The 14,850-nt window shown below is 55.6% G+C and carries 13 protein-coding genes, 1 rRNA gene and 1 pseudogene; 13 read left to right on the top strand and 2 right to left on the bottom strand.

The window, feature by feature from the left end; genetic code table 11:
- The first annotated feature begins 66 nt into the window (after positions 1 to 66).
- The 10 genes and pseudogenes from msrP (at position 67) to fis (ending at position 8,533) form a co-directional block, all read left to right on the top strand.
- Entirely contained in the window at positions 67 to 1,068 is a 1,002-nt protein-coding gene (gene msrP / locus ABLX76_RS19155; protein WP_032454192.1) for a protein-methionine-sulfoxide reductase catalytic subunit MsrP, read from the top strand.
- The gene (gene msrQ, locus ABLX76_RS19150) at positions 1,068 to 1,667 is read left to right on the top strand and encodes a protein-methionine-sulfoxide reductase heme-binding subunit MsrQ (protein ID WP_023291158.1); all 600 of its coding nucleotides are present in this window, start codon (positions 1,068 to 1,070) and stop codon (positions 1,665 to 1,667) included. The genes msrP and msrQ overlap by 1 nt, the downstream gene beginning before the upstream one ends.
- 232 nt (positions 1,668 to 1,899) lie before the next feature.
- The gene (gene aroQ, locus ABLX76_RS19145; protein WP_023291159.1) at positions 1,900 to 2,352 is read left to right on the top strand and encodes a type II 3-dehydroquinate dehydratase; all 453 of its coding nucleotides are present in this window, start codon (positions 1,900 to 1,902) and stop codon (positions 2,350 to 2,352) included.
- 22 nt (positions 2,353 to 2,374) lie between these two features.
- Positions 2,375 to 2,842, top strand: coding sequence for an acetyl-CoA carboxylase biotin carboxyl carrier protein (gene accB / locus ABLX76_RS19140; protein WP_004206250.1), 468 nt, complete (start codon positions 2,375 to 2,377; stop codon positions 2,840 to 2,842).
- A gap of 10 nt (positions 2,843 to 2,852) precedes the next feature.
- Positions 2,853 to 4,202, top strand: coding sequence for an acetyl-CoA carboxylase biotin carboxylase subunit (gene accC, locus ABLX76_RS19135; RefSeq protein WP_004174096.1), 1,350 nt, complete (start codon positions 2,853 to 2,855; stop codon positions 4,200 to 4,202).
- Between the two features lie 110 nt (positions 4,203 to 4,312).
- Positions 4,313 to 4,555, top strand: a complete 243-nt coding sequence (locus ABLX76_RS19130) for a DUF997 family protein (RefSeq protein WP_004206253.1) — start codon at positions 4,313 to 4,315, stop codon at positions 4,553 to 4,555.
- A complete protein-coding gene (gene panF, locus ABLX76_RS19125; RefSeq protein ID WP_086075700.1) occupies positions 4,545 to 5,996 on the top strand; it encodes a sodium/pantothenate symporter in 1,452 nt (483 codons plus the stop codon). Before ABLX76_RS19130 ends, panF begins: the two co-directional genes overlap by 11 nt.
- 11 nt (positions 5,997 to 6,007) lie before the next feature.
- Entirely contained in the window at positions 6,008 to 6,889 is an 882-nt protein-coding gene (gene prmA, locus ABLX76_RS19120; protein ID WP_348875089.1) for a 50S ribosomal protein L11 methyltransferase, read from the top strand.
- A gap of 357 nt (positions 6,890 to 7,246) precedes the next feature.
- Positions 7,247 to 8,255, top strand: a pseudogene (gene dusB / locus ABLX76_RS19115) (tRNA dihydrouridine synthase DusB).
- Positions 8,237 to 8,533, top strand: coding sequence for a DNA-binding transcriptional regulator Fis (gene fis, locus ABLX76_RS19110; protein WP_000462905.1), 297 nt, complete (start codon positions 8,237 to 8,239; stop codon positions 8,531 to 8,533). The pseudogene dusB and the gene fis overlap by 19 nt, the downstream one beginning before the upstream one ends.
- Positions 8,534 to 8,617: 84 nt before the next feature.
- Here fis and envR read toward each other — a convergent pair whose 3' ends face one another.
- Complete coding sequence (gene envR, locus ABLX76_RS19105; protein ID WP_023291162.1) at positions 8,618 to 9,271, bottom strand: acrEF/envCD operon transcriptional regulator; 654 nt, start codon at positions 9,269 to 9,271, stop codon at positions 8,618 to 8,620.
- 376 nt (positions 9,272 to 9,647) lie between these two features.
- On the opposite strand from envR, the gene ABLX76_RS19100 reads away from it, so the two are divergent.
- The 3 genes from ABLX76_RS19100 to ABLX76_RS19090 all read left to right on the top strand — a co-directional run bounded on the left by ABLX76_RS19100 (position 9,648) and on the right by ABLX76_RS19090 (position 14,424).
- Positions 9,648 to 10,787: an efflux RND transporter periplasmic adaptor subunit gene (locus ABLX76_RS19100; protein WP_348875087.1), complete on the top strand. Its 1,140-nt coding sequence runs from the start codon at positions 9,648 to 9,650 to the stop codon at positions 10,785 to 10,787.
- Positions 10,788 to 10,799: 12 nt separating this feature from the next.
- On the top strand, positions 10,800 to 13,910 hold the full coding sequence (locus ABLX76_RS19095; RefSeq protein ID WP_348875086.1) for an efflux RND transporter permease subunit: 3,111 nt from the start codon (positions 10,800 to 10,802) through the stop codon (positions 13,908 to 13,910).
- 292 nt (positions 13,911 to 14,202) lie between these two features.
- Positions 14,203 to 14,424 carry a membrane protein gene (locus ABLX76_RS19090; RefSeq protein ID WP_004206262.1) on the top strand — a complete coding sequence of 74 codons (222 nt, stop codon included), beginning with the start codon at positions 14,203 to 14,205 and terminating at the stop codon, positions 14,422 to 14,424.
- Positions 14,425 to 14,644: 220 nt separating this feature from the next.
- Here ABLX76_RS19090 and rrf read toward each other — a convergent pair.
- Positions 14,645 to 14,760: ribosomal RNA gene (rrf, locus tag ABLX76_RS19085) — 5S ribosomal RNA — on the bottom strand.
- Positions 14,761 to 14,850: the final 90 nt, after the last annotated feature.

The following is a 14,850-nucleotide window of genomic DNA, read 5'->3' as shown; positions in this document are numbered from 1 at the left end:
TCGTGACATATTCGCGATTCATCGCCGCCTCCGTCATGCTTAAGGAAACGCATGACGGAGGACACCATGAAAAGAAAAAAATTGACGGAAGCCGACGTCACGGCCGAATCCGTTTTTATGCTCCAGCGGCGCCAGGTGCTGAAAATGCTGGGCATCAGCGCGACCGCCCTTTCGCTTCCCGCCGCCGCGCAGGCCGACCTGCTGGACTGGTTTAAAGGCCATGACCGTCCGCCAGCCCCGGCAGGCAAAGCCCTGGACTTTGCTAAACCCGCTGAATGGCAGGCTAAGCTGACGCTTACCCCGGAAGATAAAGTCTCCGGCTACAATAACTTTTATGAATTCGGCCTCGATAAAGCCGATCCGGCGGCGAACGCGGGTAGCCTGCGCACCGATCCCTGGACATTGACCATCGGCGGTGAGGTGGCGAAGCCGCTGACTCTCGACCATGACGATCTGACCAAACGCTTCCCGCTGGAAGAGCGTATTTATCGTATGCGCTGCGTGGAAGCCTGGTCGATGGTGGTCCCCTGGGTCGGCTTCCCGCTGCATAAGCTGTTGGCGCTGGTGGAGCCCACCAGCAATGCGCGCTATGTGGCCTTCAAAACCCTCTATGCTCCGGATCAAATGCCCGGGCAGAAAGATCGGTTTATCGGCGGGGGACTGGCTTACCCTTACGTGGAGGGGCTGCGGCTGGATGAAGCGATGCATCCGCTGACGCTGCTCACCGTCGGGGTGTATGGCAAAGCGCTGCCGCCGCAAAATGGCGCGCCGGTCCGCCTTACTGTGCCGTGGAAGTACGGTTTCAAAGGCATTAAATCCATCGTCAGCATTGAACTGACCCGCGAGCGGCCGCCGACCACCTGGAACCTGGCGGCACCGGACGAATACGGCTTCTTCGCCAACGTCAATCCGCACGTCGATCACCCCCGCTGGTCGCAGGCCAGCGAGCGGTTTATCGGCGCTGGCGGCGTACTCGATGTCAAGCGTCAGCCAACCCTGCTGTTTAACGGCTATGCCGACGAGGTGGCGTCGTTGTATCGCGGCATGAATCTGCGGGAGAACTTCTAGTGCGTTTCACCGTCAAACAGATCGCCTGGCTGAAGGTTTTACTTCATCTGGCGGGTTTTTTGCCGCTGGTCTGGCTATTCTGGGCCGGACATCAGGGCTACTTTAGCGCCGATCCGGCCAAGGATATCCAGCATTTTACCGGCAGGATGGCGCTGAAGTTTCTGCTGGCGACGCTGCTGGTCTCCCCGCTGGCGCGCTATGCGAAACAACCATTATTGATTCGCGTTCGTCGCCTGTTAGGTTTATGGTGTTTCGCCTGGGCGACGCTGCACCTGACCAGCTATACCCTGCTGGAGCTGGGCATTAACAATCTGGCGCTGCTGGGCTCGGAGATTATCAACCGCCCCTATCTGACGTTAGGCATGGTCAGCTGGGCGATCCTGCTGGCGCTGGCGGTGACGTCGACGCAGGCGATGCAGCGAAAACTGGGCCGCCGCTGGCAACTTTTACACAACTTCGTCTATCTGGTGGCGATCCTCGCGCCGATTCACTACCTGTGGTCAGTGAAGATCCTCTCGCCGCAGCCCATCATTTATGCCCTGCTGGCAGTGGCGCTGCTGGCATGGCGTTACAAGAAGTTCCGCCAGTGGTGGCGCTGAATCCCGTAATGTGCAGTTTCCCGCAGATCCTTTATCAACCGCGACTCTTTTTAAGATAGCGGTTGATAATCTTCCCTGATAAGACCAGTATTTAGCTGCCAATTGCTACGAAATCGTTATAATGTGCGACTTTGGCTTTCCTGACGGGGTTTTCTGACCCTGAAAAGGTGACAAGGGCGCATTGAAGGTATATGTTGTTTTTTACCCGAAAATGGCAGGAGATCGCCACACGATGGCAAAGAAGTTTCACATTTTGCTTTTGAATGGTCCAAACATTAACATGCTCGGTACCCGCGAGCCTGAGAAGTATGGTCCGCTCACGCTGGCGGAGATTGTTAACCATTTAACATCTGAAGCGGCGGCGCTGAATGTGAGCCTGGATCACCTGCAGTCCAACGCGGAGCATGCGTTAATCGACCGAATTCATCAGGCTAAAGACAACGTGGACTATATCCTGATTAATCCGGCCGCGTTCACGCATACCAGCGTAGCAATCCGTGACGCTTTGCTTGCCGTGAACATCCCGTTTATCGAGATTCACCTGAGCAATGTGCATGCACGCGAACCCTTCCGCCAGCATTCGTATCTGTCAGATGTCGCCGCTGGCGTCATCTGCGGACTGGGGGCGGACGGCTATTCATACGCTTTACAGACGGCGGTAAAACGCCTGTCACAATCACACTAAACAAAGAGTACGGAACCCACTCATGGATATTCGTAAGATTAAAAAACTGATCGAGCTGGTTGAAGAATCAGGTATCTCCGAACTGGAAATTTCTGAAGGCGAAGAGTCTGTTCGCATCAGCCGCTCTGCACCGGCCGCAAGCTATCCGGTTATGCAGCAGGCTTATGCTGCGCCGATGATGCAGCCTCAGGCACCTGCCGCCGCGGCTGCCGCGCCAGCTGCAGCAGCAGAAGCGCCGGCAAAAGCGGAAATCAGTGGTCACATCGTACGTTCCCCGATGGTTGGTACTTTCTATCGTACGCCAAGCCCGGACGCGAAAGCGTTTGTGGAAGTTGGCCAGAAAGTTAACGTGGGCGACACCCTGTGCATCGTCGAAGCGATGAAAATGATGAACCAGATCGAAGCCGACAAAGCCGGCGTGGTGAAAGCCATTCTGATCGAAAGCGGCCAACCGGTAGAATTCGACGAGCCGCTGGTAGTTATCGAGTAACGAGGCGAACATGCTGGATAAAATTGTCATCGCTAACCGTGGCGAGATCGCACTGCGCATCCTGCGTGCCTGTAAAGAACTGGGCATCAAGACCGTTGCTGTGCATTCCACCGCGGATCGCGATCTAAAACACGTATTGTTAGCGGATGAGACGGTCTGTATCGGTCCGGCTCCGTCCGTAAAAAGCTATCTGAACATCCCGGCTATCATCAGCGCCGCTGAGATCACCGGCGCGGTAGCGATTCACCCGGGGTATGGCTTCCTCTCCGAGAACGCCAACTTTGCTGAGCAGGTTGAGCGCTCCGGCTTTATCTTCATCGGCCCGAAAGCCGACACTATCCGCCTGATGGGCGACAAAGTGTCCGCGATCACCGCCATGAAAAAAGCCGGCGTCCCGACCGTACCCGGTTCTGACGGCCCGCTGACCGACGACATGGACGCTAACCGCGCCCATGCAAAACGCATCGGCTATCCGGTGATCATCAAGGCCTCCGGCGGCGGCGGCGGTCGCGGTATGCGCGTTGTGCGCAGCGACGCTGAACTGGCCCAGTCCATCTCCATGACCAAAGCGGAAGCCAAAGCGGCTTTCAACAACGATATGGTCTACATGGAGAAATACCTGGAAAATCCACGTCATATTGAAATTCAGGTACTGGCGGACGGTCAGGGCAACGCTATCTATCTGGCTGAACGTGACTGCTCCATGCAGCGTCGTCACCAGAAAGTGGTCGAAGAAGCGCCGGCGCCGGGCATCACTCCGGAACTGCGTCGCTACATCGGCGAGCGTTGCGCGAAAGCCTGTGTCGATATCGGCTACCGCGGGGCGGGTACCTTTGAGTTCCTGTTCGAAAACGGCGAGTTCTACTTCATTGAAATGAACACCCGTATCCAGGTAGAGCATCCGGTAACTGAAATGATCACCGGCGTTGACCTGATCAAAGAGCAGCTGCGTATCGCAGCCGGCCAGCCGCTGTCCATCAAGCAGGATGAAGTGGTGGTTCGCGGCCATGCGGTGGAATGCCGTATCAACGCCGAAGACCCGAACACCTTCCTGCCGAGCCCGGGTAAAATTACCCGTTTCCACGCGCCGGGCGGCTTTGGCGTGCGCTGGGAGTCCCATATTTACGCCGGCTACACCGTACCGCCGTACTATGACTCCATGATCGGCAAACTGATCTGCTACGGCGAAAGCCGTGACGTGGCGATTGCCCGCATGAAGAATGCGCTGCAGGAGCTGATCATCGATGGCATCAAGACCAACGTCGATCTGCAGATGCGCATTATGAGCGACGAGAACTTCCAGCATGGTGGCACCAACATCCACTATCTGGAGAAAAAACTCGGCTTGCAGGAAAAATAATTCTGCTCTCTCAGCAAAAGGCCGGATTTTCCGGCCTTTTTTCTTTTTCTCTCTCCTCATCTATACCATGCGGTACAATCCCCGCTTTCTTTATCCTCAAGGGACAAAAAATGGACAAACGCTTTGTTCAGGCCCACAAAGAAGCGCGCTGGGCGCTGTGGCTGACCCTTCTCTATCTTGCCGCCTGGCTGGCCGCCGCCTATCTGCCGGGGGTGGCTATCGGTTTTACCGGCCTGCCCCACTGGTTTGAAATGGCCTGCCTGCTGGTTCCGCTGCTGTTTATTCTGCTGTGCTGGGCGATGGTCAAACTGGTTTTCCGCGACATTCCTCTGGAGGACGATGATGCAGTTTGAGGTCATTATTCCCCTGATCGCCTATCTGGTGGTGGTGTTCGGCTTATCCCTTTACGCCATGAGAAAACGCGCCTCAGGAAGCTTTCTTAATGAGTACTTTCTCGGCAGCCGCTCGATGGGCGGCTTCGTGCTGGCCATGACGCTAACCGCCACCTATATCAGCGCCAGCTCATTTATCGGCGGACCCGGCGCCGCCTATAAATACGGCCTGGGCTGGGTGCTGCTGGCGATGATCCAGCTCCCCGCCATCTGGCTGTCGCTGGGCGTACTGGGAAAAAAATTCGCCATCCTTGCGCGTCGTTACAATGCCGTCACCCTCAATGACATGCTGTTTGCGCGCTACCAGAGCCGTCTGCTGGTCTGGCTGGCCAGCCTGAGCCTGCTGGTAGCCTTCGTTGGCGCCATGACCGTCCAGTTTATTGGCGGCGCCCGCCTGCTGGAGACGGCTGCGGGTATTCCCTACGATACCGGTCTGCTGATCTTCGGCATCAGCATCGCGCTGTATACCGCCTATGGCGGCTTTCGCGCCAGCGTGCTCAACGACACCATGCAGGGCATGGTGATGCTGATCGGCACGATCGTGCTGCTGGTGGGGGTGATCCACGCCGCCGGCGGGATTAGCCATGCGGTAGAGACCCTGCAGTCGATCGACGTCAAGCTGGTGTCCCCGCAGGGGGCGGAAGATATCCTCTCGCCAACCTTTATGGCCTCGTTTTGGGTGCTGGTCTGCTTCGGCGTCATTGGCCTGCCGCATACCGCCGTACGCTGTATCTCCTACAAAGACAGCAAAGCCGTGCATCGCGGCATCATTATCGGCACTATCGTAGTGGCGATCCTGATGTTTGGCATGCACCTGGCCGGCGCGTTAGGGCGGGCGGTGATCCCCGACTTAACCGTACCGGATCTGGTGATCCCGACGCTGATGGTCAAAGTGCTCCCGCCCTTTGCGGCAGGGATCTTTCTGGCCGCGCCGATGGCGGCGATTATGTCGACGATCAATGCCCAGCTTCTGCAAAGTTCCGCTACGATCATCAAGGATCTGTATCTGAACTGGCGTCCGGATCAGGCGACTAACGAAAAGCGGCTAAAACGCATGTCCGCCGGCATCACGCTCCTGTTGGGTGTTCTGCTGCTGCTCGCGGCCTGGCGACCGCCGGAGATGATTATCTGGCTGAATCTGCTGGCCTTCGGCGGCCTGGAAGCCGTCTTCCTGTGGCCGCTGGTACTGGGCCTGTATTGGGAACGTGCTAACGCGGCTGGCGCGCTGAGCGCGATGATCGTGGGCGGCGTGCTGTATGCCGTACTTGCCACGCTGAAAATGCAGTTTCTCGGCTTCCACCCGATCGTTCCCGCGCTGCTGCTGAGTTTACTGGCGTTTGTGGCAGGGAACCGTTTCGGCCGTCCCGCACCACAGCCACCTATTTTGACTACTGATAAATAAAGAGTTTTGCTATGCCATGGATCCAACTGAAACTAAATACCACCGGCGCGAACGCTGAAGATCTTAGCGATGCGCTGATGGAGGCCGGATCGGTCTCGATCACCTTCCAGGATACGCACGATACGCCGGTATTTGAGCCGTTGCCCGGGGAAACCCGGCTGTGGGGCGATACCGACGTGATCGGCCTGTTCGAGGCCGAAACCGATATGAAAGCGGTCGTTGCCCAACTGGAGCAGCACCCGCTGCTGGGCGCCGGCTTCGCGCATAAGATCGAGCAGCTGGAAGATAAAGACTGGGAGCGGGAATGGATGGATAACTTCCATCCGATGCGTTTCGGTGAGCGGCTGTGGATCTGCCCGAGCTGGCGCGACGTTCCGGATGAAAATGCCGTCAACGTGATGCTCGATCCGGGTCTGGCCTTCGGTACCGGCACGCACCCGACGACATCCCTGTGCCTGCAGTGGCTCGATGGACTCGACCTCAACGGAAAAACGGTCATTGATTTTGGCTGCGGTTCCGGCATCCTGGCGATTGCCGCGCTGAAGCTGGGGGCCGCAAAAGCGATCGGCATTGATATCGACCCGCAGGCTATTCAGGCCAGCCGCGATAACGCGCAGCGTAACGGCGTCTCTGAGCGTCTGGAGCTCTATCTTCCTCAGGACCAGCCGGAGTCGATGAAAGCCGACGTCGTGGTCGCCAATATCCTGGCTGGCCCGTTACGTGAGCTGGCGCCGTTAATCAGCGTCCTGCCCGTTTCAGGCGGTTTGCTGGGACTTTCCGGCATCCTTGCCAGCCAGGCGGAGAGCGTCTGTGAAGCCTACGCCGATCTCTTCACCCTTGACCCGGTGGTCGAGAAAGAGGAGTGGTGCCGGATCACCGGCCGGAAAAACTAAGCGCAATGCGGCCTGTGGGCCGCATTTTTGTTTCCAGTAGCCACCAAATAATGCCAGGAAATGAGAGGCAGATCGCACTACAGAGCACTTTTTTGGCTATAAAAACAGCGTTTTATATCGCCTGGTAGCGAGTTTGTCTAAGAAAAATAGAGAAGTTTTATGATTTTATAAATGGACACAAATTATCCATCAGCCATTAAATCAATGATTAATATAAGTATTTATTCATTCCTTTTACGTTAGTCCCGGATTCATTGATCTGCAACAGAGGATTGCTCAAAGTTTGGCCTTTCATCTCGTGCAAAAAATGCGTAATATACGCCGCCTTGCAGTCACAGTATGGTCATTTCTTAACTCATGCGCATCGGACACCACCAGCTCAGAAATCGCCTGATCGCAGCGCCCATGGCTGGCATTACTGACAGACCATTCCGGACGCTGTGCTACGAGATGGGAGCGGGTTTAACCGTTTCCGAGATGATGTCCTCTAACCCACAGGTGTGGGAGAGCGACAAGTCCCGTTTACGGATGGTGCATATTGATGAGCCCGGTATTCGTACCGTGCAAATCGCCGGTAGCGTGCCGGAAGAGATGGCTGCCGCCGCGCGGATTAACGTGGAAAGCGGCGCCCAGATTATTGATATCAATATGGGATGCCCGGCGAAAAAGGTGAATCGCAAGCTTGCAGGTTCAGCCCTCTTGCAGTACCCCGACCAGGTGAAGTCGATCCTGACGGCGGTCGTGAATGCGGTGGACGTTCCTGTGACTCTCAAGATTCGCACCGGTTGGGAACCGGAACACCGTAACTGCGTAGAGATTGCCCAACTGGCCGAAGAGTGTGGCATTCAGGCTCTGACTATTCACGGACGCACCCGCGCCTGCTTGTTTAACGGAGACGCTGAGTACGACAGTATTCGGGCAGTTAAGCAGAAAGTTTCCATTCCGATTATCGCGAATGGCGACATTACTGACCCGCTTAAAGCCAGAGCTGTGCTCGACTATACAGGGGCTGATGCCCTGATGATAGGCCGTGCAGCTCAGGGAAGACCCTGGATCTTTCGGGAAATCCAGCATTATCTGGACACTGGAGAGCTGCTGCCCCCGCTGCCGCTGGCAGAGGTCAAGCGCTTGCTTTGTGCGCACGTTCGGGAATTGCATGACTTTTATGGTCAGGCAAAAGGGTACCGAATCGCGCGTAAACACGTCTCCTGGTATCTTCAGGAACATGCTCCAGATGACCAGTTTCGGCGCACATTCAACGCCATTGAGGATGCCAGCGAACAGCTGGAGGCGTTGGAGGCATACTTCGAAAATTTTGCGTAATAGAAATAAAGAGCTGACAGAACTATGTTCGAACAACGCGTAAATTCTGACGTACTGACCGTTTCTACCGTTAACTCTCAGGATCAGGTAACTCAAAAGCCCCTGCGTGACTCGGTTAAACAGGCACTGAAGAACTATTTTGCTCAACTGAACGGTCAGGATGTGAATGACCTGTATGAGCTGGTACTGGCTGAAGTTGAACAGCCCCTGTTGGACATGGTGATGCAATACACCCGTGGTAACCAGACCCGCGCTGCCCTGATGATGGGCATCAACCGCGGTACGCTGCGTAAAAAACTGAAAAAATACGGCATGAACTGATACTAGTCAGTTGCTTGCTTGATATAAAAGGCGCTCTTCGGCATGGGGAAGCGCCTTTTTTATTACCTGCGGCAGCGGGACACATTACTGATTCACCGCCCGCAGTACCGGCGTCTCCGATACACGAGCAGCACAGACTACCGCCATAATATTATCCACCAGCGCAGGCGCCTGCTGATAAAGATCGACGCGTTGCGGATCGAGCAGCCAGTTTTTAATTAGTCCGGAAAAGGCGCTGTGTAAAACAATTAATATCACTTCAATATTTGTTTCGGCTGGCAATATATTGTTACGCACACAGCACTGCAGCATGCCGCCGATGAGCGAATAATTAAAGCCAATGCGCTGGCGAATTTCATTTTCCGAAAGCATATCATTGGCAAACTCGCAGCGCTGATAAAGAATTTGCATCAGCGCGCGCTGGCGAGGATTCGCAGCAATATAGCGGAGCCCGGTAATAAACCGCTCGCGCAATGCATTTAAAGGCTCCTGTTCATTCTCTGTTGCGAGGCTATGCTGAATCAAATCCCTGAGCGGTGGCTGCTGCTGCCACATTTCATTAAACAGCTCGGTCTTACTGGCAAAATGCCAGTAGACGGCGCCGCGGGTCACTCCCGCCGCATCAGCAATATCCGTCAGGGTCGTGTTGGTCACCCCCCGCAGAGCGAACTGCTGGATCGCGGACTCAATCAGGAGCTGCCGCGTGCGTAGCGCCTCTTCTTTCGTTTTTCTTGCCATACAAGCCCCCTTCCCGCCGGACAGGATATTTAGGATTTTCTGAAGATCGCTTAACCTAACATTTGTCATGGAATATTTTTTAGCAAAAATGCAGACAAGTTAATTCTGACGCCATCGTCAAATAAATTACCCAAATCAATATTAATAAATAACTCATTCACGGAATTGATGTCTATTTATTAAGATTTACAATTAAGGTAAACAGAATAAAAAGGCTGCGCGCTTTTTTGTTTTTGCGTGCCTTGCTGATTGTCCCAAAATAACTATCCCTTACATCCAGCGGCGTTTATTTGTAGGATGGCAAACTGCTTTTTAATTCCCTCTTTCTTTCACAGATTCGCCGCCGAATTTGGCACGTAATCTATAAGGAACCGCCATGACTACTCACGCCAGAGTGACACTTTTATCCGGTTTAATTATCTCGGCCTTATTGCTTACCGGCTGCGATAATTCGGACAATCCGCAACCCCATGCCCAAGCGCCGCAGGTGACGGTCCATGTCGTGAACAGCGCGCCGCTGTCGGTCACCACCGAACTGCCAGGCCGAACTTCAGCTTTTCGCGTGGCGGAAGTCCGCCCTCAGGTAAGCGGTATTATCCTGAAGCGTAACTTTGTTGAAGGAAGCGATGTCGAAGCAGGCCAGTCGCTCTATCAGATCGATCCGGCAACCTACCAGGCGGCGTGGAACAGCGCCAAGGGCGATGAAGCAAAAGCCGAAGCCGCAGCCGCCATCGCCCACTTGACGGTGAAACGCTACGTTCCGCTGCTGGGTACCCAGTATATCAGTCAACAGGAATACGATCAGGCGGTAGCCACCGCCCGCCAGGCCGATGCCGACGTCATCGCAACCAAAGCCTCCGTGGAAAGCGCCCGCATCAACCTGGCCTACACCAAAGTGACCTCTCCCATTAGCGGACGCATCGGTAAATCGAGCGTCACCGAGGGGGCATTGGTTACCAACGGTCAGTCGGATGCCCTGGCCACCGTCCAGCAGCTCGATCCGATCTACGTCGACGTGACGGAATCCAGCAATGACTTCATGCGCCTTAAGCAGGAAAGCCTGCAACGCGGCGGCGACACCAAAAGCGTTGAACCGCTGATGGAGAACGGCCAGGCCTATCCGCTTAAGGGTTCGCTGCAGTTCTCCGACGTCACTGTCGATGAAAGTACAGGTTCAATTACCCTGCGCGCTATCTTCCCTAACCCGCAGCATGTCCTGCTGCCGGGGATGTTCGTCCGCGCCCGCATCGATGAAGGCACCGATCCGCAGGCCATCCTGGTGCCGCAGCAGGGGGTGACTCGAACGCCGCGGGGCGATGCCTCCGTCATGCTGGTGAATGACAAAAATCAGGTTGAGACCCGTCAAGTGGTGGCTTCCCAGGCCGTGGGCGATAAGTGGCTTATCACCAGCGGGCTGAAGCCGGGCGATAAGGTGATTGTCAGCGGCTTACAGAAAGTCCGTCCGGGCGTCACCGTTAAAGCAGAAGTGGAGCGTGCGGCACCGGTCGCGCAATAAGGATACCCAGCCATGTCTAATTTTTTTATCCATCGACCGGTCTTTGCCTGGGTGCTGGCCATCATCATGATGATTGCCGGCGGTCTGGCCATTCTCCAGCTGCCGATAGCGCAGTATCCGACGATTGCGCCCCCTGCGGTGGCGATCTCCGCCACCTATCCCGGTGCGGATGCTCAGACCGTGCAGGACACGGTCACTCAGGTTATTGAGCAGAACATGAACGGTATCGACAACTTGATGTATATGTCGTCGACCAGCGATTCCGCCGGCTCAGTAACCATCACGCTTACCTTTAAGTCCGGCACCGATCCGGATATCGCCCAGGTGCAGGTGCAAAACAAACTGCAGCTGGCCACCCCGCTGCTGCCTCAGGAAGTCCAGCAGCAGGGAATTAGCGTAGAGAAGTCCAGCAGCAGCTTCCTGCTGGTGGCCGGCTTTATCTCTGATAACCCGGTCACCACCCAGGATGATATTTCCGACTATGTCGCCTCTAATGTTAAAGATCCCATCAGCCGACTCAACGGTGTGGGCGATGTACAGCTGTTCGGCGCGCAGTACGCCATGCGCATCTGGCTGGATGGCAACCTGCTGAACAAATACAACCTGACGCCGGTGGACGTCATCAATGCGCTGCAGGTTCAGAACGATCAGATCGCCGCCGGCCAGCTGGGCGGTACGCCAGCGCTGAAAGGCCAGCAGTTGAACGCGTCGATCATTGCCCAGACGCGGCTTAAAGATCCGCAGGAGTTTGGCAAGGTCACGCTGCGGGTCAATGCCGATGGTTCTGTCGTCCATTTGAAAGATGTCGCCCGCGTTGAGCTGGGCGGAGAGAACTACAATGTCGTCGCCAGAATTAACGGCAAGCCCGCCTCTGGTCTGGGTATTAAGCTCGCGACCGGCGCCAACGCGCTGGATACTGCCACCGCGATTAAAGCGAAGCTGGCCGAACTGCAGCCTTACTTCCCCCAGGGAATGAAGGTGGTCTATCCGTACGATACGACCCCTTTCGTCAAAATCTCTATTCACGAAGTGGTCAAAACGCTCTTTGAAGCGATTATTCTCGTCTTCCTTGTCATGTATCTGTTCCTGCAGAACATGCGCGCTACGCTCATTCCGACCATTGCCGTGCCCGTCGTGCTGTTGGGTACCTTCGCGGTCCTGTCGATGTTTGGCTACTCCATCAACACCCTGACGATGTTTGGTATGGTGCTGGCGATAGGTCTGCTGGTCGATGACGCCATTGTGGTGGTGGAAAACGTCGAACGTGTGATGGTTGAGGAGAAGCTCTCGCCAAAAGAAGCGACGGAAAAGTCGATGTCGCAGATCCAGGGGGCGCTGGTGGGTATCGCCATGGTGCTCTCTGCGGTTTTCGTGCCGATGGCCTTCTTCGGCGGTTCCACCGGCGCGATTTATCGCCAGTTTTCGATCACCATCGTTTCCGCCATGGCGCTCTCCGTGCTGGTTGCCCTGGTGCTGACGCCAGCGCTCTGCGCCACGTTGTTGAAGCCAGCCTCAGCTGAACACCATGAGAAAAAAGGATTTTTCGGCTGGTTTAACGCCCGTTTTGACCAGAGCGTTAACCACTACACCAACAGCGTCAGCGGTATTTTGCGTGGAACCGGCCGTTACCTGGTGATCTATCTGCTGATCGTCGTGGGAATGGCCGTGCTGTTTATGCGTCTTCCGACATCCTTTCTACCCGATGAAGACCAGGGGGTCTTCCTGACCATGATCCAGCTGCCTTCCGGCGCTACCCAGGAGCGGACACAGAAAGTGCTGGATACCGTGACCGACTACTATCTGCATAACGAGAAGGCTAACGTCGAAAGCGTCTTTACCGTTAACGGCTTCAGCTTCAGCGGCCAGGGACAAAACTCCGGCATGGCGTTTGTCAGCCTGAAACCATGGGAAGCACGCAGCGGTGATAAAAACAGCGTGGAGTCCATCATCAAGCGAGCCACCGTGGCCTTCAGCCAGATCAAAGACGCCATGGTTTTCCCGTTCAACATGCCTGCCATTATTGAGCTGGGTACCGCCACCGGCTTCGACTTTGAGCTGATCGACCAGGGCGGGCTAGGCCATACTGCCCTGACGCAGGCGCGCAATCAACTGCTGGGCATGGTGAAACAGCATCCGGATCAGCTGGTACGGGTACGGCCTAATGGGCTGGAAGATACGCCGCAGTTCAAACTGGATGTCGACCAGGAAAAAGCGCAGGCGCTGGGCGTATCGCTCTCCGATATCAATGAAACGATATCCGCTGCGCTGGGCGGGTACTACGTCAATGACTTTATTGACCGTGGTCGCGTCAAGAAAGTGTACGTCCAGGCTGATGCCCATTTCCGTATGCTGCCGAGCGACATTAACAATATGTATGTTCGTAGCGCCAATGGCGAAATGGTTCCGTTCTCCGCCTTCGTCACTTCGCGCTGGATATATGGCTCGCCGCGTCTGGAACGCTACAACGGTTTACCCTCCATGGAGATCCTCGGTGAAGCCTCGCCGGGCAAGAGTACCGGGGAAGCCATGGCGCTGATGGAAGCGCTGGCCAGTAAACTGCCGAGCGGTATTGGTTACGACTGGACCGGGATGTCTTACCAGGAACGCCTTTCCGGCAACCAGGCTCCCGCGCTCTATGCCATCTCGCTGATTGTCGTCTTCCTGTGCCTGGCGGCGCTGTATGAGAGCTGGTCGATTCCGTTCTCAGTCATGCTAGTGGTTCCGCTGGGTGTGATCGGCGCGCTGTTAGCCGCCACGCTGCGTGGGCTGAATAATGACGTTTACTTCCAGGTAGGCCTTCTGACCACGATCGGTTTGTCGGCGAAGAACGCGATCCTGATCGTCGAATTCGCCAAGGATCTGATGGAGAAAGAAGGGAAAGGGATCATTGAAGCAACCCTGGAGGCATCGCGGATGCGCCTGCGACCCATTCTGATGACCTCTCTGGCTTTTATTCTCGGGGTCATGCCGCTGGTGATTAGCCATGGTGCCGGCAGCGGGGCGCAGAATGCGGTGGGTACCGGTGTCATGGGCGGGATGCTAACCGCGACACTGCTGGCGATCTTCTTTGTTCCGGTCTTCTTTGTGGTCGTCAGACGACGTTTTACCCGGCACGCTGAATAACCCGGCCTGGTATTAAAAGCGCCCCTGCGGGCGCTTTTTTTTCGCCTGGTATATGAGCAACCACTACAGCTTACCGCTATCTGACAACCGCTATCGCGCGCGGCAGCGATGGGATACGATCGTTCTCTCCATCTTTTCTGCATATTCCCCTGCTTATCTTCACGATATTTACGTGGCTCATATATTGAGATGATTTCGGCATCCGGGCCGGACAATCCGCGGTGATAAAATAAGCCATTCCGTTCTGCACTGGCTCTCAGTACAACCCTGCGGATTATCCAGAGGTAATATCATGAAAAAGTATTTAATCGTGGCGCTGCTGGCCTCTCTGCTGGCAGGCTGTGCCCATGACTCTCCCTGCGTACCGGTGTATGACTCGCAAGGCCGCTTAGTCCACACCAATACCTGTATGAAAGGCACAACAGAAGACAACTGGGACACCGCAGGCGCGATCGCCGGGGGCGCCGCCGCGGTAGCCGGCCTCACGTTAGGGATCGTCGCGCTGACCCGCTAATTCTCCCCCGACCAGCAGATACAGGGGCTAGCGTCGAACCTGTATCTGCTCTTCTGCGCATCATCCACATGACAACCGAACAAACAAACTCACTGTCCCTTGCTGCATTACGCGCAAATCGGCTTTGACGGGTTTCCCCCTGGCGGCAGGACTGCTTATCGACAGATAACACAAAAGCAGAAGGCCCAGTCTTTCGACTGGGCCTTCTGCTTTATTTGATGCCTGGCGATTCCCTACTCTCACATGGGGAGACCCCACACTACCATCGGCGCTACGACGTTTCACTTCTGAGTTCGGCATGGGGTCAGGTGGGACCGCCGCGCTATTGTCGCCAGGCAAATTCTTTACAACGTGCCGAACTTTAACCTAAAAAGTGGTGCTGATACCCAGAGTCGAACTGGGGACCTCACCCTTACCAAGGGTGCG

Origin of the sequence: Klebsiella sp. JB_Kp004 (assembly GCF_040065795.1) — a bacterium.
GTDB classification, from domain to species: Bacteria; Pseudomonadota; Gammaproteobacteria; order Enterobacterales; family Enterobacteriaceae; genus Klebsiella; species Klebsiella quasipneumoniae.
The sequence above is the reverse complement of the archived record's forward strand: the minus strand, read 5'-3'. Positions and strand labels throughout refer to the sequence as shown.